This is a genomic window from Streptomyces cinnabarinus, assembly GCF_027270315.1.
GTDB lineage: Bacteria > Actinomycetota > Actinomycetes > Streptomycetales > Streptomycetaceae > Streptomyces > Streptomyces cinnabarinus.
This window is the reverse complement of the sequence record NZ_CP114413.1, coordinates 5,598,686-5,616,978: the sequence shown is the minus strand read 5'-3', so window position 1 is coordinate 5,616,978 and position 18,293 is coordinate 5,598,686. Positions and strand designations below refer to the sequence as shown.

Genomic DNA, 18,293 nt, shown 5'->3' with positions numbered 1-18,293 from the left:
AGCGCAGGGAAGACTTCCGTGATTACGGAACTTCCGCTACGCCCCGGCCGGCGCTCCCCGCCTCGGTGCCGGCGCTCGTCTCACGCCGGTCGCAGATGCACGATGTCCCCCGCCCCCACCGGCTCCTGCACGCCCTGCTCCGTAGCGATCACCAGGCGTCCGTCGCCGTCCAGGGCCACCGCCTCCCCGACCACCGAACGGTCGCCCGGCAGCTCGGCCCGCACCGTCCGCCCCAGCGTCGCGCAGCCCGCCGCGTACGTCTCCTGAAGGCCGCTGACCGCCGGGTCGCCCCCGGCCGCGCGCCACCGCCCGTACCAGTCCTCCAGGGACCGCAGGACCGCCCGCAGCAGCGGATCGCGGTCCGTGCTCACCGCTCCGGCGAGCGCCAGGGAGCCCGCCTGGGGGACGGGGAGCTCCTCCGCCTTGAGGGTGACGTTGATCCCGACGCCGATCACCACGCCGTCGTCCCCGGCCCGCTCCGCGAGGATGCCGCCGGTCTTGCGCTCCTCGCCGCCGACGGTCACCAGGACGTCGTTGGGCCACTTGAGTGCCGTGTCCACCCCCGCGGCCCGCGACAGCCCCGCCGCCACCGCCACCCCGGTGAGCAGCGGCAGCCAGCCCCAGCGGGCCACCGGGACCTCGGACGGCTTCAGCAGCACCGAGAAGAACAGGCCCGAGCGCGGCGGCGCGGTCCACTGCCGGTCCAGGCGCCCCCGCCCGGCCGTCTGCTCCTCCGCGACCAGGACCGCGCCCTCCGCCGCCTTGCCCTGGCCCGCCCGGGTCACCAGGTCACCGTTGGTGGAGCCGGTGCGCTGCACCACCTCCACCTCGCTCCACAGTCCGCCCGGCCGGACCAGGGCCCGGTGCAGCGCCTGGGCGTTGAGCGGCGGGCGGTCCAGGTCGGACCAGCGGCTGTCGTCTGATGCATCTCGCGGCGTCATGCAAGCCACCCTAGGTGTGGCCAACGCCGCACTGCCGATTGGTAGGCGCGCCACTACTCTACGGATGAGTAACCGTCCCCCCTTTTGAGCAGGCAGGGAGCCGCGATCCCGATGTCCGAGCCGGAAGAGCAGATCGACATCCACACCACCGCGGGCAAGCTCGCGGATCTTCAGCGCCGCATCGACGAAGCGACGCACGCCGGCTCCGCACGTGCCGTCGAGAAGCAGCACGCCAAGGGCAAGTTGACGGCCCGTGAGCGCATCGAGCTCCTGCTCGACGAGGGCTCCTTCGTCGAGCTGGACGAGTTCGCCCGGCATCGGTCGACGAACTTCGGCCTGGAGAAGAACCGTCCGTACGGCGACGGCGTGGTCGTCGGGTACGGCACCGTCGACGGCCGCCCGGTCGCCGTGTTCTCGCAGGACTTCACCGTGTTCGGCGGTGCGCTGGGCGAGGTCTACGGGCAGAAGATCGTCAAGGTGATGGACTTCGCGCTGAAGACCGGCTGTCCGGTCATCGGCATCAACGACTCCGGCGGCGCCCGGATCCAGGAGGGCGTCGCCTCGCTGGGCGCGTACGGCGAGATCTTCCGCCGCAACACGCACGCGAGCGGTGTGATCCCGCAGATCAGCCTGGTCGTCGGCCCGTGCGCGGGCGGCGCGGTCTACTCCCCGGCGATCACCGACTTCACCATCATGGTCGACCAGACCTCGCACATGTTCATCACCGGCCCGGACGTCATCAAGACGGTCACCGGTGAGGACGTGGGCTTCGAGGAGCTGGGCGGGGCCAGGACCCACAACTCGGCCTCCGGCGTGGCGCACCACATGGCGGGTGACGAGAAGGACGCCATCGAGTACGTCAAGCAGCTGCTGTCGTACCTGCCGTCCAACAATCTCTCCGAGCCGCCGGTCTTCCCGGAGGAGGCGGACCTCGAACTCACCGACGAGGACCGCGAGCTGGACACGATCGTGCCGGACAGCGCGAACCAGCCGTACGACATGCACGCGGTGCTCGAACACGTCCTGGACGACGCCGAGTTCTTCGAGACGCAGGCGCTGTTCGCGCCGAACATCATCACCGGCTTCGGCCGAGTCGAGGGCCGCCCGGTGGGCATCGTCGCCAACCAGCCGATGCAGTTCGCGGGCTGCCTGGACATCGACGCCTCGGAGAAGGCGGCGCGGTTCGTGCGGACCTGCGACGCCTTCAATGTGCCGGTGCTGACGTTCGTGGACGTGCCGGGCTTCCTCCCGGGCGTCGACCAGGAGCACACCGGGATCATCCGCCGCGGCGCCAAGCTGATCTACGCCTACGCCGAGGCCACCGTCCCGCTGATCACGGTCATCACCCGCAAGGCCTTCGGCGGCGCCTACGACGTCATGGGCTCCAAGCACCTGGGTGCCGACCTCAACCTCGCCTGGCCGACCGCCCAGATCGCCGTCATGGGCGCCCAGGGCGCGGTGAACATCCTGCACCGCAGGACCATCGCCGAGGCGGAGGCCAACGGGGAGGACCTGGACGCGGTGCGCGCCCGACTGATCCAGGAGTACGAGGACACCCTCCTCAACCCCTACATCGCGGCCGAGCGCGGCTACGTCGACTCGGTAATCATGCCGTCCGAGACCCGCCGTCACATCGTGCGCGGGCTGCGCCAGCTGCGCACCAAGCGGGCCTCCCTGCCGCCGAAGAAGCACGGCAACATCCCCCTTTAAGGAGCCGCTGTGACGATCAAGGTCCTGCGGGGCAACCCGACCCCCGAGGAGCTGGCCGCCGCCCTGGCGGTGGTCCGCGCCCGCGCCGCGGCGGCAGCAGCCGTACCGCCCGGCGCGGCCCCGCCCGGGGCGGCATGGTCCGACCCGTCGAGAATCGCGGCACACCGCCTGCCGCAACCGGGCCCGACGACGTGGGCACGGAGCTACTGGCCGGGCTAGAACTCCTTCAGGGGCGCGGGGAACCGCGCACAGAAGTGGAACCCAGGGCGCCAATTTAAGTACGCGTACTCAGGCGCCCTGGACCCACCCAGCCGCACCCTGAAGACATGCTGTGGTCCGACCCCGAAGACGAACCCCCCGAGGAACTGCGCGACATGCAGAACATGCTGCGCAGACTGGGCGTGTTCGTCGCGTTGGCCATGGTGCTCGCCATGCTGGTCACCGGTCTACGCTGATCCCATGACAGATCAGCCGCGCCGCCGACTCGTCCTGGCCTCCCAGTCCCCCGCCCGACTGAACCTCCTGCGCCAGGCCGGCCTCGCGCCGGAGGTGATCGTCAGCGGTGTCGACGAGGACGCCGTCACCGCACCCACACCCGCCGAGCTGGCCCTCGCCCTCGCCGAGGCCAAGGCCTCGGTCGTGGCGGCGAAGCCGGAGGTCATGGGCGCCCTGGTGATCGGCTGCGACTCCGTCCTCGACCTGGACGGACGGCCGCTCGGCAAGCCCGCGGACGCCGAGGACGCGACCGCCCGCTGGAAGGCGATGCGCGGTCGCGCGGGCACCCTCCAGACCGGTCACTGCGTCTGGGACACCGTCAGCGGGCGGTACGCCTCCGCCACCGCCTCCACCGTCGTCCGCTTCGGCGAGCCCACCGACGAGGAGATCGCCGCGTACGTCGCCTCGGGCGAACCCCTCTACGTCGCCGGGGCGTTCACCCTCGACGGCCGCTCGGCGCCCTTCATCGACGGCATCGACGGCGACCACGGCAACGTCATCGGCATCAGCCTGCCCCTCGTCCGGCGCCTGCTGGGCCGGCTGGGGGTCTCCATCACGGACCTGTGGACCTGACCCGAGGCGACCGGCCCTAGGCGGGCGCGGGCCCGTTCGCGGGCTCCGGGCCGGGCTTGGGGCCGGGCTCCGGTCCCGGTTCCGGACGGGCGTCAGACGGCTCCTGCTGGGCGTCGTAGGTCATCAGCAGGAGCACGATCAGCCCCAGGACGACCACCATGAAGGAGAACGCTCCCCAGCCCACCAGGCCCCAGGCGAAGGCGCCCAGGAGGCCGTGGACCACCGCCGCGCTGATCAGCAGGACCCGGCCGAGGCCCGCGGGCGGGCGGTCGCGCAGGGCGACCAGCAGGGCCACCAGGCCGCACAGGACGAAGTAGAGGCCGAAGACGACTCCGCCGATCTTCGACGAGATCGCCATCATGTCGGAGTCGAGGCCCGCCAGGGACATGTCCTGGCGGTCGACGACGATGCCCAGGAACCACTGGACCGCCGCGATGCCCAGCCCCTCGGCGAAGAGAACTATCGCCACCACCCATGCCACCGGTCTGCGCACCACCGGCCCCCACCCACTTCCGAGCGCTCCAGCGCCGTCCTAGCAGGACTGCGGTTACTCCAAGTACGTTCGAGACATCGCGAACGCTACTAACGGGTAAACCTCGGGACAAGGGTTCTGGGAGGGGCAAAGAAACGTTGGGCCATTCGTAGGGACTCCACAAAGAAACCGAGTGGCCCGCAGCACCTGATGACAGAGACCTTGACCACAACGGGCGGCTAGGGTTTCCAGGAGGAGTCCGCCGTACCGCGGTGCGACAAGGGATTTCGCGGGTCGAGCGAGCCTCGAATCACGCTCCGTGTGGGCAAGCTCACCATTGGGGACGGGTCGAAGTGCCGTGTCGGCTGTCCCTAAACTCGGCTTGTTTCAAGGAGGGAGCCTCAATCGTGCGCAAGGTGCTCATCGCCAACCGTGGCGAAATCGCTGTCCGCGTGGCCCGGGCCTGCCGGGACGCCGGTATCGCGAGCGTGGCCGTATACGCCGACCCGGACCGGGACGCTCTGCATGTCCGCGCCGCGGATGAGGCGTTCGCCCTGGGCGGTGACACTCCGGCCACCAGTTACCTGGACATCGAGAAGGTCCTGAAGGCGGCACGCGAGTCGGGGGCGGATGCCATCCATCCCGGCTACGGCTTCCTGTCGGAGAACGCCGAGTTCGCGCAGGCGGTTCTCGACGCGGACCTGATCTGGATCGGCCCGCCGCCGCAGGCCATCCGGGACCTCGGCGACAAGGTCGCCGCCCGGCACATCGCCCAGCGCGCCGGCGCCCCGCTGGTCGCCGGTACGCCCGACCCCGTCTCCGGCGCCGACGAGGTCGTCGCCTTCGCCGAGGAGCACGGCCTGCCGATCGCCATCAAGGCCGCCTTCGGTGGCGGTGGCCGCGGTCTGAAGGTCGCCCGGACCCTCGAAGAGGTGCCCGAGCTCTACGAGTCCGCCGTCCGTGAGGCGGTCGCCGCCTTCGGTCGCGGCGAGTGCTTCGTCGAGCGCTACCTGGACAAGCCGCGGCACGTGGAGACCCAGTGCCTGGCCGACCAGCACGGCAATGTCGTCGTCGTGTCGACCCGTGACTGCTCGCTCCAGCGCCGTCACCAGAAGCTGGTCGAGGAGGCCCCGGCGCCGTTCCTCTCCGAGGCGCAGATCGCGGAGCTGTACTCCTCCTCCAAGGCCATCCTGAAGGAGGCCGGCTACGTAGGTGCCGGCACCGTCGAGTTCCTCGTCGGCCTGGACGGCACGATCTCCTTCCTGGAGGTCAACACCCGTCTGCAGGTGGAGCACCCGGTCACCGAGGAGGTCACCGGCATCGACCTCGTGCGCGAGATGTTCCGTATCGCCGACGGCGAGGAGCTCGGCTACGACGACCCGGCGATCCGCGGCCACTCCTTCGAGTTCCGCATCAACGGCGAGGACCCGGGCCGTAACTTCCTGCCCGCCCCCGGCACCGTCACCGCCTTCGCCCCGCCCACCGGCCCGGGCGTGCGCCTGGACGCGGGTGTGGAGTCCGGCAGCGTGATCGGCCCGGCCTGGGACTCCCTGCTGGCCAAGCTGATCGTCACCGGCGCCACCCGGCAGCAGGCCCTCCAGCGCGCCGCCCGCGCCCTGGAGGAGTTCCAGGTCGAGGGCATGGCCACCGCCATCCCGTTCCACCGCGCGGTCGTCAAGGACCCGGCGTTCGGCCCCGAACTCACCGGCAGCCAGGACCCGTTCACGGTCCACACCCGCTGGATCGAGACCGAGTTCGTCAACGAGATCAAGCCCTTCGCCGCGCCCGCCGACGTGGACGCGGACGAGGAGGCGGGCCGTGAGACGGTCGTCGTCGAGGTGGGCGGCAAGCGCCTGGAGGTCTCCCTCCCGTCCTCGCTCGGCATGTCGCTGGCCCGCACGGGCCTCGCGGCGGGCGCCAAGCCCAAGCGCCGCGCGGCCAAGAAGTCCGGCCCCGTGGCCTCCGGCGACACCCTCGCCTCCCCGATGCAGGGCACCATCGTCAAGGTGGCCGTGGAGGAGGGCCAGGAGGTCAAGGAGGGCGACCTGGTCGTCGTCCTGGAGGCCATGAAGATGGAGCAGCCGCTCAACGCCCACCGCTCCGGCACCATCAAGGGCCTGTCCGCGGAGGTCGGCGCGTCCATCACCTCCGGCGCCCCGATCTGCGAGATCAAGGACTGACGTCACGTACGACAGAGTCGAGGCGCCCGGCGGACGGCAACAGCCAGTCCGCCGGGCGCCTCGCTTTTCCCCGTCCCCCGTCGACGGTGGTCGCCGGGTGGTACCGCTAGCCAGTAGCACGCACCCATCCCGTGCCGTACCGGACGACGACGAGCCCGGCCAGCGCGAAGGCGACCCCCATCATCACGAACGACACGACGGTCAGCGGCATGATGCCGCCCGCGTAACCCACGACATTGAGCGGCATGGAGAGGATCAGCAGCCAGGCCGCCCAGGGCGCGATCACCCGGCCGCGCAGCAGGGCGACGCCGAGCAGGATCGCCCCGACGACATGGGCGACGACGAAGTAGAGGATCGGTACGGCGACCACGAGCAGCTCGTACGTGCCCTCCCCGGCCTTGGCCAGGGCGTCCTGACTCACCCCCTCCGCCAGCCCGCCCAGGGCGACCGCGTCCATCTCCGGCGTCGAGGCGATGGCCAGCAGCCCCGTGCCGAACAGCACGAGCCCCCACAGCCCGAGCTTCGGCGAGGCCCGCATCGCCAGCAGCCCCACCGCCAAGGCGCCGACGACCAGGGCGATCGACCCCGACAGCCAGCACCACAGGGTCACTTCGGTGAGCGTCCGGTCGGCGGCGATGTCCCGGACGATCTCCTTCTCCGCACCCCCGGTGGCGTACGGGAGGATGCCGACGCCCAGGGCCAGCAGAAACGGCCCGAGCGCCGTGGTGACGCCCAGCAGGACGCGCCCGGTACCGGAGGACGCCCCCGGCTCGGCGGCCGCGGTCGGCGCACGTGACGGAGTCGTGGTCATGAGCCCCCCTCGCCGGCTGCCCGCACACGGGGCGCCTCCCGCCAGTGAAGCGACGGGCCCTGGCCGATGACCATCCGTCAATTCTGACGTATCGCGACATGTCGACTTGGTCCCGTCATCGCCCCTCAGTCGCCGAGCATCCCCAGATCCCGGCCCCTGCGCAGCAGCGCGGCCGTGTGTCCGGCGTCCAACTTCCGGTGCAGGGAGGCGATATAGCCCCGCACGGTCGCCGGGGACAGCCCCATGCGCCGGGCGGCCTCCGTCGCCGTACAGCCGCCGTCGAGGTGGCGCAGGGTGCGCAGCTCCTGCTCGGTGACGCCGAACAGCCGGGCCCTGGTGCGGGGTCGGGCGAGATCCCGGAGCAGCAGCAGGACCGGCAGTCCGGGCGCGGCCGGCGGCAGCTGACGGACCTCGACGTCCCGGGTGCTGAAGTCACCGGTGCCGAGCAGGGGATGACCGCGTACGGCGGGCAGCAGTCCGCTCGCCGACGCGTTGAGGGCGTACGGCCGCCCCGCCCCGTCGAGCGCGGCGAGGCCCAGGTGTCTGCCGACGAGCTCCAGTGCGACGACCGTGGCCGCGAGAAGGCATACGCCGGGTTCCGGCACCCACCCGCACCGTCGGTCCGCGCCACTGCTCTCCATGCGCACTCCCCCGGCGCCGCTCCCGCCCGAGACGTCCTGCAAGAGACGTTAGGGCCTGGAAGCGGGACGGGAAGGCCGCTTCGGCCCGCTCGGTGGCATCCTGAAGGAAGAGCAGGGCGTGGAGGAGAGCAGGTGGGAGCCATGGTGGGCGCGAGCTCACGCGGGACCGCGGAGAGCGGAGGTGCGGGAGCACCCGGGGTCGCTCCCCGCGCCATGCGCGCCGACGCCCGCCGCAACTACGAGCGCCTGCTCACCGAGGCCCGCACCGCCTTCGCCCAGCACGGCGCGGACGCCTCCCTGGAGGACGTGGCCCGCCGCGCGGGCGTCGGAATCGGCACCCTCTACCGCCACTTCCCCCACCGCGACGCCCTCTTGAGCGCGGTCTTCGAGGACGCGGTGAACGACCTCCTCGCCCGAGCCCGGGAACTGCGGCAAGCCCCGGAACCCTGCACGGCCCTGGTCACCTGGCTGCGGGAAATGGTCGAGCACGCAAGCGAGTACAGAGGCTTGTCCCGGGCTCTGATGTCCGTGACCAACGACGACACCTCGGCCCTGGCGAGGTGCAGCGACCCCATCCGGGAGGCGGGGGCTGAGCTGCTGACCAGAGCACAGCAGGCGGGCAAGGTCCGAGAGGACGTGGCCATCGGGGACCTGCTGCAACTGACGCACGCCATCGCACTGGCGGCGGAGGCGACGCCGGGGGATCCCACCTTGGCGGACAGATTGCTGATGCTGACGCTGGGGGGCCTCAGACGTACCTAGGGCCCCCAACGGCGCATAGGGAAACCTAGCGTCGCCGAAGATCAGCGACGCGCCCCCGCTCGGCCCCGGGCACCGGCTCCCCAAGAACAGTCGACCGAAGCCCCGCAGGAGCCGCCCGCCTAGGGCCCGGCACGGACCGCGCCCGCCGAGCCGGGACTTCGTCACCCCCCGGGTTACCGCTCGCACCGGCGACAGCGATCTGCACCCCTTGATCGGCAAGGGCCTGCAACTCGGTCTGGGCACGGTCGTCATGACCCGGCGGCTCGTCGGTGACCAGCCGCGTGATCACATCCGTGGGCACGGTCTGGAACATCGTGTCCGTACCGAGCTTCGTGTGATCGGCGAGGACGACGACCTCCGCCGCCGCCTGCACCAGCGCCCGGTCGACGGACGCCGAGAGCATGTTGGACGTGGACAGCCCGCGCTCGGCGGTCAGACCGCTCCCGGACAGGAAGGCCCGGGAGACCCGCAGCCCTTGCAGGGACTGCTCGGCGCCGGAGCCGACCAGGGCGTAGTTGGAACCGCGGAGCGTGCCGCCGGTCATCACGACTTCCACCCGGTTCGCGTGGGCCAGCGCCTGGGCCACCAGCAGGGAGTTGGTGACGACGGTCAGCCCGGGAACCCGGGCCAGCCGGCGGGCCAGCTCCTGCGTGGTCGTACCGGCCCCGACCACGATGGCCTCGCCCTCTTCGACGAAGTTCGCGGCGAGATCGGCGATGGCCGTCTTCTCGGCGGTCGCGAGATGTGACTTCTGCGGAAAGCCGGACTCCCGCGTGAACCCGCCCGGCAATACCGCACCGCCATGTCGGCGGTCGAGGAGTCCTTCTGCCTCCAGCGCGCGCACGTCCCGCCGTACGGTCACTTCGGAGGTCTGGACGACGCGGGCGAGCTCACGGAGCGACACGGCCCCGTTCGCTCGCACCATTTCGAGGATCAATTGGCGACGTTCTGCAGCGAACACGAAACTGACAGTAACCCCAACGACCGTCTGCTTTCAGCAGTTTGCGCCGAATAACAGAAGTTGTTCGCACAGCAGACCGGGAAGTGGTATAGAGCCTATCCTCGGCGCCTATGCCGTACGCATGCTCGACAACTCCCCGTGACCAGCGGGGAGTCGGCACCGGCCGTCAGACCTCGCCGCCGCTCTTCCGGGTGTGCAGCTGCCGGGCGACCTCGGCGATCGACCCCGAAAGGGACGGGTACACGGTGAACGCGTTCGCGATCTGTTCGACCGTCAGATTGTTGTCGACGGCGATCGAGATCGGATGGATCAGTTCCGAGGCGCGGGGGGAGACGACCACACCGCCGACCACGATGCCGGTGCCCGGACGGCAGAAGATCTTGACGAAGCCGTCCCGGATGCCCTGCATCTTGGCGCGCGGGTTGCGCAGCAGAGGCAGCTTGACGACCCGGGCGTCGATCTTGCCCGCCTCGACGTCGGCCTGGGTGTAGCCGACGGTGGCGATCTCGGGGTCGGTGAAGACGTTCGAGGAGACCGTCTTGAGGTTCAGCGGGGCCACCGCGTCGCCGAGGAAGTGGTACATGGCGATCCGGCCCTGCATCGCGGCCACGGAGGCGAGGGCGAAGACGCCGGTGACGTCACCGGCGGCGTAGACACCGGGAGCCGTGGTCCTGGAGACCTTGTCGGTCCAGATGTGACCGGACTCGCGCAGCTTGACCCCGGCCTCCTCAAGGCCGAGGCCCGCGCTGTTGGGGATGGCGCCGACCGCCATCAGGCAGTGGGTGCCGGTGATGACGCGGCCGTCGGCGAGGGTGACCTCGACCCGGTCGCCGACCCGCTTGGCGGCGGCGGCGCGGGAGCGGGCCATGACGTTCATGCCGCGGCGGCGGAAGACGTCCTCCAGCACGGCGGCGGCGTCGGGGTCCTCGCCGGGCAGCACGCGGTCGCGGGACGAGACGAGGGTGACCTTGGAGCCGAGGGCCTGGTAGGCACCGGCGAACTCGGCGCCCGTCACACCGGAACCGACCACGATGAGCTCTTCGGGCAGCTCGGTGAGGTCGTAGACCTGGGTCCAGTTGAGGATGCGCTCGCCGTCGGGCTGGGCGTCGGGCACCTCGCGGGGGTGACCGCCGGTGGCGATGAGGACGGCGTCGGCGACGAGGGTCTCCTCGGTGCCGTCGGCGGTGGAGACGATCACCTTGCGGGAGCCGTCGAGGCCCTGCATGCCGTCGAGCCGGCCGCGGCCGCGCATGACACGGGCGCCGGCCCGGGTGACGGAGGCGGTGATGTCGTGCGACTGGGCGAGCGCGAGGCGCTTGACCCGTCGGTTGACCTTGCCGAGGTCCACGCCGACGACCCGGGCGGGGGTGTCGATGTGCGGGGTGTCGTCGGCGACGATGATGCCGAGCTCTTCATAGGAGGAGTCGAAGGTGGTCATCACCTCGGCCGTGGCGATCAGAGTCTTCGACGGCACGCAGTCGGTGAGCACCGACGCCCCGCCCAGACCGTCGCAGTCGACGACGGTCACCTCCGCGCCGAGCTGAGCGGCGACCAGCGCCGCTTCGTATCCGCCGGGTCCGCCACCGATGATCACGATCCGAGTCACGTACTCCATTGTCCCGCACGTACCAAGGTGCTACGTCCCAGGGCCCGGCCCGAGACCCCACTGTTACGGGAGGGTCGCCTGTGGCGGCCTGCCGTACCCTCTCCCCATGTCGCTCTACGCCGCGTACGCCGGCAACCTCGACGCGCGGCTGATGACCCGCCGCGCCCCGCATTCGCCGATGCGCGCCACCGGGTGGCTGAACGGGTGGCGACTGACGTTCGGCGGCGAGCAGATGGGCTGGGAGGGGGCGCTGGCGACGATCGTCGAGGACCCCGCGTCCCAGGTCTTCGTCGCGCTCTACGACATCGCCCCGATGGACGAGGAGTCGCTGGACCGCTGGGAGGGCGTGGGCCTGGACGTGTACCGCCGGGTCCGGATCCGGGTGGTCACGCTGGACGGCGAGGAGCCGGCCTGGACCTACGTCCTGAACGGCTACGAGGGCGGCCTGCCGTCGGCCCGCTACCTGGGCGAGGTCGCCGACGCGGCGGAGTCGGCGGGGGCGCCGCACGACTATGTGATGGAGCTGCGGAAGCGGCCTTGCTGAGGCCGCGCCGAGGCCCCCTCGCGCCCGGTTTCGTCGGAAACAACAAGACAACGATCGCCATCCCGTGGGCTCTGTCATCTACGCGCGTAGGCATTGACCGGCTACCCTCGTCGGCGTGAACGCATCTCTTCTTCCGGACGACATCCAGGGCGACCCCTACGCCGCCGCCGACGCCGCCGCCGCTCGCCTGCGCGAACTGACGGGGGCCGAGACCCACGACGTCGCCCTCGTGATGGGCTCCGGCTGGGCGCCGGCCGTGGACGCCCTCGGCGACCCCGATGCCGAGTTCCAGGTCACCGAGCTGCCCGGGTTCCCGCCGCCGGCGGTCGCGGGCCATGGCGGCAAGGTCCGCTCGTACAAGATCGGCGAGAAGCGTGCGCTGGTCTTCCTCGGGCGTACGCACTACTACGAGGGCCGTGGCGTGGCCGCGGTCGCGCACGGTGTGCGTACGGCCGTGGCGGCGGGCTGCAAGACGATCGTGCTGACGAACGGCTGCGGCGGTCTGCGGGAGGGTATGCGCCCGGGGCAGCCGGTGCTGATCAGCGACCACATCAACCTCACGGCGACGTCGCCGATCGTGGGCGCGAACTTCGTGGACCTGACGGACCTCTACTCCCCGCGGCTGCGCGCCCTGTGCAAGGAGATCGACGGGACGCTGGAGGAGGGTGTCTACGCCCAGTTCCCCGGCCCGCACTACGAGACTCCGGCGGAGATCCGGATGGCTCGGGTCATCGGTGCGGACCTGGTCGGTATGTCGACGGTCCTTGAGGCCATCGCGGCACGTGAGGCGGGGGCGGAGGTGCTCGGCATCTCCCTGGTCACCAACCTCGCCGCGGGGATGACGGGCGAGCCCCTCAACCACGAGGAAGTCCTGCAGGCCGGTCGCGACAGCGCCACCCGGATGGGCGCGCTGCTGACGCAGGTGCTGGGCCGCCTGTAACTCCGGTAGTCCGGCAGAAGCTTTTCCTCGCCCCCGCCGCGCCTGCCCGTCCCATCCCGGGGCTCCGCCCCGGACCCCGCTCCTCAAACGCCGGAGAGGCTGGTGTTCAGCGCGGGGGGCTGGGGGCGGCAGCCCCCAGGGGACGGGAATGGGCAGGGGCGGCGGGGGCGGACGAAACTCACTCGAACACACCGAGAGGTTGACCGACCGTGCACGACGATCTCATCGCCCGGGCCAAGGCGTGGCTGGCCGAGGACCCCGACACGGACACCCGTGACGAACTCGCCAAGCTGATCGACGCCGAGGACCACGCCGAGCTCACCGCACGCTTCGGCGGCACCCTCCAGTTCGGCACCGCGGGCCTGCGAGGCGAGATCGGCGCGGGCCCGATGCGCATGAACCGCACCGTCGTCATCCGCGCCGCCGCCGGCCTCGCCGCGTACCTGAAGAAGCAGGGCCAGGACGGCGGCCTCGTGGTCATCGGCTACGACGCCCGCCACAAGTCGGAGGACTTCGCCAACGACACCGCCGCCGTGATGACCGGCGCCGGCCTCCGCGCCGCAGTCCTCCCGCGCCCCCTCCCCACCCCTGTCCTCGCCTACGCCATAAGGCACCTCGGCGCGGTCGCCGGAGTCGAGGTCACCGCCAGCCACAACCCGCCCCGGGACAACGGCTACAAGGTCTACCTCGGCGACGGCTCCCAGATCGTGCCCCCCGCCGACGCCGGGATCGCCGCCGAGATCGACGCCATCGGCTCCCTCACCACCGTCCCCCGCCCCACCACCGGCTGGGAGACCCTGGACGACTCCGTCCTCGACGCCTACCTCGCCCGCACGGACGCCGTACTGGCCGCGGACTCCCCCCGCACCGCCCGCACGGTCTACACGGCCATGCACGGCGTCGGCAAGGACGTCCTCCTCGCCGCGTTCGCCCGCGCCGGCTTCCCGGAGCCCGCGCTCGTCGCCGAGCAGGCCGAACCCGACCCGGACTTCCCCACCGTCGCCTTCCCCAACCCGGAAGAGCCCGGCGCGATGGACCTCGCCTTCGCCAAGGCCCGCGAGACCGACCCGGACCTCGTCATCGCCAACGACCCGGACGCCGACCGCTGCGCCGTGGCCGTCAAGGACGGCGGCGCCTGGCGGATGCTGCGCGGCGACGAGGTCGGCGCCCTGCTCGCCGCGCACCTCGTCCGCCGCGGCGCGACCGGCACGTTCGCCGAGTCCATCGTCTCCTCCTCCCTCCTCGGCCGGATCGCCGAGAAGGCGAACCTGCCGTACGAGGAGACCCTCACCGGCTTCAAGTGGATCGCCCGCGTGGACGGCCTGCGCTACGGCTACGAGGAGGCCCTCGGCTACTGCGTGGACCCGGACGGCGTACGCGACAAGGACGGCATCACCGCCGCCCTCCTCATCACGGAGCTCGCCTCCGAGCTGAAGGAGCAGGGCCGTACGCTCCTGGACCTCCTCGACGACCTCGCCGTGGAGCACGGGCTGCACGCCACCGACCAGCTCTCGGTCCGGGTCGAGGAGCTGTCCGTCATCGCGGACGCCATGCGCAGGCTGCGCGAGCAGCCGCCGACCGAGCTGGCGGGCCTGTCCATCACGCGCGCCGAGGACCTCACCCGGGGCACGGACAAGCTGCCGCCCACCGACGGGCTGCGCTACACCCTGGACGGCGCCCGTGTCATCGTCCGCCCCAGCGGCACGGAGCCGAAGCTGAAGTGCTACCTGGAGGTCGTCGTCCCGGTCGCCGGCCACTCCGCGCTCCCGGCGGCCCACGCCAAGGCCACGGACCTGCTGGCGGCCATCAAGCGGGACCTGTCGACCGCGGCCGGCATCTGACCCGTACGGGACAGCCCGACAGGGCCGACCGCGCCGTAACGTCAGAGGCCGTCCGGCTCGATTCGCCGGACGGCCTCTGACGTTCTCGGGGGACCGCACGGTCTCTCGCGTCCCCGCGCCGCAATCGGACGGCCTCAACAGCGACGGAACGGCCCCTACAGCCCCGCCCGCAGCACGACCAGCGCCGCCACCCAGCCGGCCGCGAGCACCAGGGCCCACGGCCACACCACCCGGCCCCGCTCGCGCGCGACGCTGTCACCGGTCGGCCGCAGGGCGGGGTCGGCGCCCAGCGCGGTCAGCTCGGCGGCCAGCCGGTCGTAGGGGTGGGTCAGCCCGCGCCGTCGCTCCAGCCACTTCCAGCCGGGGGCGGCGACGGCCCAGGACGGGCCTCCGCGCCGGCGCAGCTTCAGTTCCAGGGACTGATGGCGGGCCGAGCGGAAGTCGTCCCAGGGGATGTGGGTGATCCTGAACAGCCCGTTGATCCACAGCCCGGTTCGGTCGGCGGTGATCCGCCATGCCAGCTTCACCGGCACCCGGGCCGCGCCGAACACACCGAGCACGCCCACCAGGATCTGCTCCCACAGCGCGGTCCCGGCATCGGTGAACGCGCCCCACGCCAGCCAGACACCCCACTGAGCGAGCAGCAGCGCCGCCACCAGGTCCAGCCATCCGGCGCGCCAGCGCAGCACGGGCTGGGCGGGGATCGTCACGTCGCCCGCGGTCCCGTCGGCACCCCGCACCGCCCACTTGCGCACCGGCCGCACCGGCCCGCTGGACCGCTCCACGACGGGTTCCTCGTCCAGGTCCTCGTCGGCGCTGACGATCACGACCTCGGCACCGTCGTAGGGGACGCCGTAGAGCACGGCTTCGCGGAGGGGACCCGGCGCGTCGTCGTCGAGCCGCTCAAGAAGGTCGTCGACCCCCTCGTCGCTGTCCCCCTCGTCGCTGTCGTCCTGGTCGCTGTCGTCCTGGTCGGGTTCCTCCTCGTCGGACTGCACCGGCATCACTGAGACGACGAACAGGGGCCGGAGCGCGTCCACGTCGTCCGCGGCGAACACCTCGGTCCGCGCCGCCGCGTCGTCCCGGATCAGCACGCGCAGCACCGGGGCGGGCGCCGAGTGCAGCCGGTGGGCGCGGTACCGCCCGAGCGCGCCGGAGACGAGAAGGGTGAGCCCGAGCCCGGCCAGCAGGTAGCCGACGGCTGCCGTGGCTCCGTCGGCTCCGGCCAGCAGTCCCCCGCCGATGACCGACGCCAGCCCGGCCACCCCGAGCAGCACGCCCCGCCGCAACGGCGACTCCGCCCCCGGCACCGGAGCCGTGACCCCCTCGGAGGCGGCCAGAGCGCACTCCCGCTGGCGCCGGCGCACCCACAGCCGCAGCTCGGCGAGCCCCAGACAGACCCCACCGAACACCCCGGCCCCGAGCAGTCCCGGCCACCCGACGGAGTCCACGGCCACCGCGACGACGAGCCCCGGCGCGGCGACCCGCACCACCTCCGGCCGCACCAGCACCCACAGCAGCTGAAGCGGCAGCAGAGCGGCGAGATACGGCTCCACACCGGCGGAGCCCAGCGGGAAGGTGACCGCGACGGCCCCCAGGGTCACCAGCTCGTCGAACCGCCCGTACCCCCGAACCGGCACCCATCGAGGCGGCAACACCGCAGCCCAACACCGCCCCGACTCCCCGTCCCAGGCACGCGCCCCCTCAGGCACAGCGGACCCGGACAGCGGCCGAGGCAACGGCGGCCGAACATCAGTACTCATCGCTAGCCAGACGAACAAACGCCGCGGTTGGTTGCACCGGCCCCGAAGACGGCGAAAGGCGAGCCTTCCGGAGCACGCGGAGGGGAGCCTTGGGGAGCCTGGGGCGGCCCACCGCTACACCCCGAAGGCCGCCGAAGGCGGCCCTTCAGGGGCGCGGGGAACTGCGCGACCAGCCACAGCGCACCCGCACCTGCACCTGCACCTGCACCTGCACCCGACAACCTTCACCGGCCCGGCACCCGGCACCCGGCACCCGGCACCCGCTCAGCCCACCACCAGCAGAATCACCAGCAGAACCGCCCCCGCCACCGCAGGCCCAATCAGCTCATAGGCCCACCGCACCGTGACCTCCCCCTGCGCGGACTCCGCCTTCTCCCCCGCCTCCATCAGTTGCCGCAGATCGTCCATGACCTTGTCGGTCTCGGCCCGCACGGGCCCGTCGGCGTCACCGGAGCCGCCGACGCTCCCGAACCCCCCGAGCCCGAGCCCCCCACCGCCCGCACCACGACCACCCCGGCCACCACCACGCCGCTCCGCCTCGGCCCGCGCCTGCCGCCGAGCCGCCTTCTTCCGCGCCCGCAGCGAGACGGGGATCGCCCACAGCTGGAACTTCCCCCCGGACTTCGCGACGACCTCATTGGAGTAGCCGGACCGAAGAGAAGCCACCTCGCCCCACGGCAGCACGATCACCCGGAGCGGATTCCGGATCCGCAGCCGCTCCTCGTTGGCGAAGACGGCCGGTCGCAAGGTGAACGCGACCACCAAAGGAACCAGGAGAATCAGCGACGCCAGCGCCAGCCACGGCGTCCGTCCGGACCCCTGGACCAGCGCGTCGATCCCCAGCCACACCACGATGCCCAGCAGCAGCACGCCACCCACGATGCCGAGCGGCGAGCGATACACCCGGTCCCTGTCCGGAGGAACCTGCGGCGCTGATGAGGGGTGTTCCGGGGTCGTCATGGCCCCGATTGTGCCCGACGCCCCACCGGGCACCTCCACCCCCGCTCATTCGCGGCGCCGACTCCGAAGATGAGCACCTGGGGGTGTACAGCCGCTACGCGCGTAGATATGCTCGTCTGGTGACCATGCCCACCAATGCACCCACCGCAGCAAGTGTCCTCTCGGACGTGACGTCGTCGGACACCTCGCTGCGCCGCTTCCTCCACGGGCTGCCCGGCGTCGACGCGGTCGGCCTGGAGGCGCGCGCCGCCTCCCTCGGCACCCGTTCCATCAAGACGACCGCCAAGGCGTACGCCATCGACCTCGCCATCTCGATGGTCGACCTGACGACGCTGGAAGGCGCGGACACCCCGGGCAAGGTCCGGGCGCTCGGCGCCAAGGCGGTCCGCCCCGACCCGACCGACCGCACCACGCCCACCACCGCCGCGGTCTGCGTCTACCCCGACATGGTGGCCGTCGCCAAGGAGACCGTCGCCGGTTCCGGCGTGAAGGTCGCCTCCGTCGCCACCGCGTTCCCGGCCGGCCGCGCCGCCCTGGACGTGAAGCTGGCGGACGTCCGCGACGCCGTCGCCGCGGGTGCCGACGAGATCGACATGGTCATCGACCGCGGGGCGTTCCTCGCGGGGAAGTACCTGAAGGTCTACGACGAGATCGTCGCCGTCCGGGAGGCCTGCGGCACGAGCGCCCGCCTGAAGGTCATCTTCGAGACCGGCGAGCTGTCGACGTACGACAACATCCGCCGCGCGAGCTGGCTCGGCATGCTGGCGGGCGCCGACTTCATCAAGACGTCGACGGGCAAGGTCGCGGTCAACGCCACCCCCGCCAACACCCTGCTGATGCTGGAGGCCGTGCGCGACTTCCGCGCCCAGACCGGCGTCCAGGTCGGCGTGAAGCCGGCCGGCGGCATCCGCACGACCAAGGACGCGATCAAGTTCCTCGTCCTGGTCAACGAGACCGTCGGCGCGGACTGGCTGGACAACCACTGGTTCCGCTTCGGCGCCTCCTCGCTGCTGAACGACCTGCTGATGCAGCGTCAGAAGCTGGCCACCGGCCGCTACTCCGGCCCCGACTACGTGACGGTGGACTGATCGAT

At 71.6% G+C, this 18,293-nt stretch carries 18 protein-coding genes; 10 read left to right on the top strand and 8 right to left on the bottom strand.

Annotation, left to right across the window (positions count from 1 at the left end; genetic code table 11):
• Positions 1-80 precede the first annotated feature (80 nt).
• Positions 81-941, bottom strand: a complete 861-nt coding sequence (locus tag STRCI_RS25545; RefSeq protein ID WP_269661293.1) for a biotin--[acetyl-CoA-carboxylase] ligase — start codon at positions 939-941, stop codon at positions 81-83.
• Between the two features lie 111 nt (positions 942-1,052).
• Here STRCI_RS25545 and STRCI_RS25540 point away from each other — a divergent pair, with 111 nt between their 5' ends.
• From STRCI_RS25540 to STRCI_RS25525, 4 genes are all read left to right on the top strand, one after another.
• Positions 1,053-2,651, top strand: coding sequence for an acyl-CoA carboxylase subunit beta (locus tag STRCI_RS25540; RefSeq protein WP_269661292.1), 1,599 nt, complete (start codon positions 1,053-1,055; stop codon positions 2,649-2,651).
• Between the two features lie 9 nt (positions 2,652-2,660).
• Complete coding sequence (locus tag STRCI_RS25535; protein WP_269661291.1) at positions 2,661-2,870, top strand: acyl-CoA carboxylase epsilon subunit; 210 nt, start codon at positions 2,661-2,663, stop codon at positions 2,868-2,870.
• Between the two features lie 107 nt (positions 2,871-2,977).
• Complete coding sequence (gene mmpB, locus STRCI_RS25530) at positions 2,978-3,106, top strand: morphogenic membrane protein MmpB (RefSeq protein WP_269661290.1); 129 nt, start codon at positions 2,978-2,980, stop codon at positions 3,104-3,106.
• Between the two features lie 4 nt (positions 3,107-3,110).
• Entirely contained in the window at positions 3,111-3,719 is a 609-nt protein-coding gene (locus STRCI_RS25525; RefSeq protein WP_269661289.1) for a Maf family protein, read from the top strand.
• Positions 3,720-3,735: 16 nt separating this feature from the next.
• Here STRCI_RS25525 and STRCI_RS25520 read toward each other — a convergent pair whose 3' ends face one another.
• Entirely contained in the window at positions 3,736-4,215 is a 480-nt protein-coding gene (locus STRCI_RS25520; protein ID WP_269661288.1) for a hypothetical protein, read from the bottom strand.
• Positions 4,216-4,598: 383 nt separating this feature from the next.
• Between STRCI_RS25520 and STRCI_RS25515 the strand changes: the two genes are divergently transcribed.
• Entirely contained in the window at positions 4,599-6,371 is a 1,773-nt protein-coding gene (locus STRCI_RS25515; protein WP_269661287.1) for an acetyl/propionyl/methylcrotonyl-CoA carboxylase subunit alpha, read from the top strand.
• A 106-nt stretch (positions 6,372-6,477) separates the two neighbouring features.
• Here the strand turns inward: STRCI_RS25515 and STRCI_RS25510 are convergent, their stop codons facing one another.
• Together STRCI_RS25510 and STRCI_RS25505 are read right to left on the bottom strand one after the other, a co-directional pair.
• On the bottom strand, positions 6,478-7,182 hold the full coding sequence (locus STRCI_RS25510; protein ID WP_269661286.1) for a hypothetical protein: 705 nt from the start codon (positions 7,180-7,182) through the stop codon (positions 6,478-6,480).
• Positions 7,183-7,307: 125 nt separating this feature from the next.
• Positions 7,308-7,823 (bottom strand): helix-turn-helix transcriptional regulator, encoded by a 516-nt coding sequence (locus tag STRCI_RS25505; protein ID WP_269661285.1) that lies wholly within the window; start codon positions 7,821-7,823, stop codon positions 7,308-7,310.
• A 213-nt stretch (positions 7,824-8,036) separates the two neighbouring features.
• Here STRCI_RS25505 and STRCI_RS25500 point away from each other — a divergent pair, with 213 nt between their 5' ends.
• Complete coding sequence (locus STRCI_RS25500) at positions 8,037-8,585, top strand: TetR/AcrR family transcriptional regulator (RefSeq protein WP_269664641.1); 549 nt, start codon at positions 8,037-8,039, stop codon at positions 8,583-8,585.
• A 25-nt stretch (positions 8,586-8,610) separates the two neighbouring features.
• Here the strand turns inward: STRCI_RS25500 and STRCI_RS25495 are convergent, their stop codons facing one another.
• Positions 8,611-9,546 (bottom strand): DeoR/GlpR family DNA-binding transcription regulator, encoded by a 936-nt coding sequence (locus tag STRCI_RS25495; RefSeq protein ID WP_269661284.1) that lies wholly within the window; start codon positions 9,544-9,546, stop codon positions 8,611-8,613.
• A gap of 166 nt (positions 9,547-9,712) precedes the next feature.
• Complete coding sequence (locus tag STRCI_RS25490) at positions 9,713-11,161, bottom strand: NAD(P)H-quinone dehydrogenase (RefSeq protein ID WP_269661283.1); 1,449 nt, start codon at positions 11,159-11,161, stop codon at positions 9,713-9,715.
• Between the two features lie 97 nt (positions 11,162-11,258).
• Here STRCI_RS25490 and STRCI_RS25485 point away from each other — a divergent pair, with 97 nt between their 5' ends.
• The 3 genes from STRCI_RS25485 to STRCI_RS25475 all read left to right on the top strand — a co-directional run bounded on the left by STRCI_RS25485 (position 11,259) and on the right by STRCI_RS25475 (position 14,477).
• On the top strand, positions 11,259-11,696 hold the full coding sequence (locus tag STRCI_RS25485) for a gamma-glutamylcyclotransferase (protein ID WP_269661282.1): 438 nt from the start codon (positions 11,259-11,261) through the stop codon (positions 11,694-11,696).
• Between the two features lie 115 nt (positions 11,697-11,811).
• Positions 11,812-12,636, top strand: coding sequence for a purine-nucleoside phosphorylase (locus STRCI_RS25480; RefSeq protein ID WP_269661281.1), 825 nt, complete (start codon positions 11,812-11,814; stop codon positions 12,634-12,636).
• Positions 12,637-12,845: 209 nt separating this feature from the next.
• Complete coding sequence (locus STRCI_RS25475) at positions 12,846-14,477, top strand: phospho-sugar mutase (RefSeq protein WP_269661280.1); 1,632 nt, start codon at positions 12,846-12,848, stop codon at positions 14,475-14,477.
• A gap of 155 nt (positions 14,478-14,632) precedes the next feature.
• Here STRCI_RS25475 and STRCI_RS25470 read toward each other — a convergent pair whose 3' ends face one another.
• Positions 14,633-16,117, bottom strand: coding sequence for a hypothetical protein (locus STRCI_RS25470; RefSeq protein ID WP_269661279.1), 1,485 nt, complete (start codon positions 16,115-16,117; stop codon positions 14,633-14,635).
• Positions 16,118-16,504: 387 nt separating this feature from the next.
• Positions 16,505-17,200 carry a PH domain-containing protein gene (locus STRCI_RS25465; protein ID WP_269661278.1) on the bottom strand — a complete coding sequence of 232 codons (696 nt, stop codon included), beginning with the start codon at positions 17,198-17,200 and terminating at the stop codon, positions 16,505-16,507.
• A gap of 125 nt (positions 17,201-17,325) precedes the next feature.
• Between STRCI_RS25465 and deoC the strand changes: the two genes are divergently transcribed.
• Entirely contained in the window at positions 17,326-18,288 is a 963-nt protein-coding gene (deoC, locus tag STRCI_RS25460; RefSeq protein WP_269664640.1) for a deoxyribose-phosphate aldolase, read from the top strand.
• Positions 18,289-18,293 lie beyond the last annotated feature (5 nt).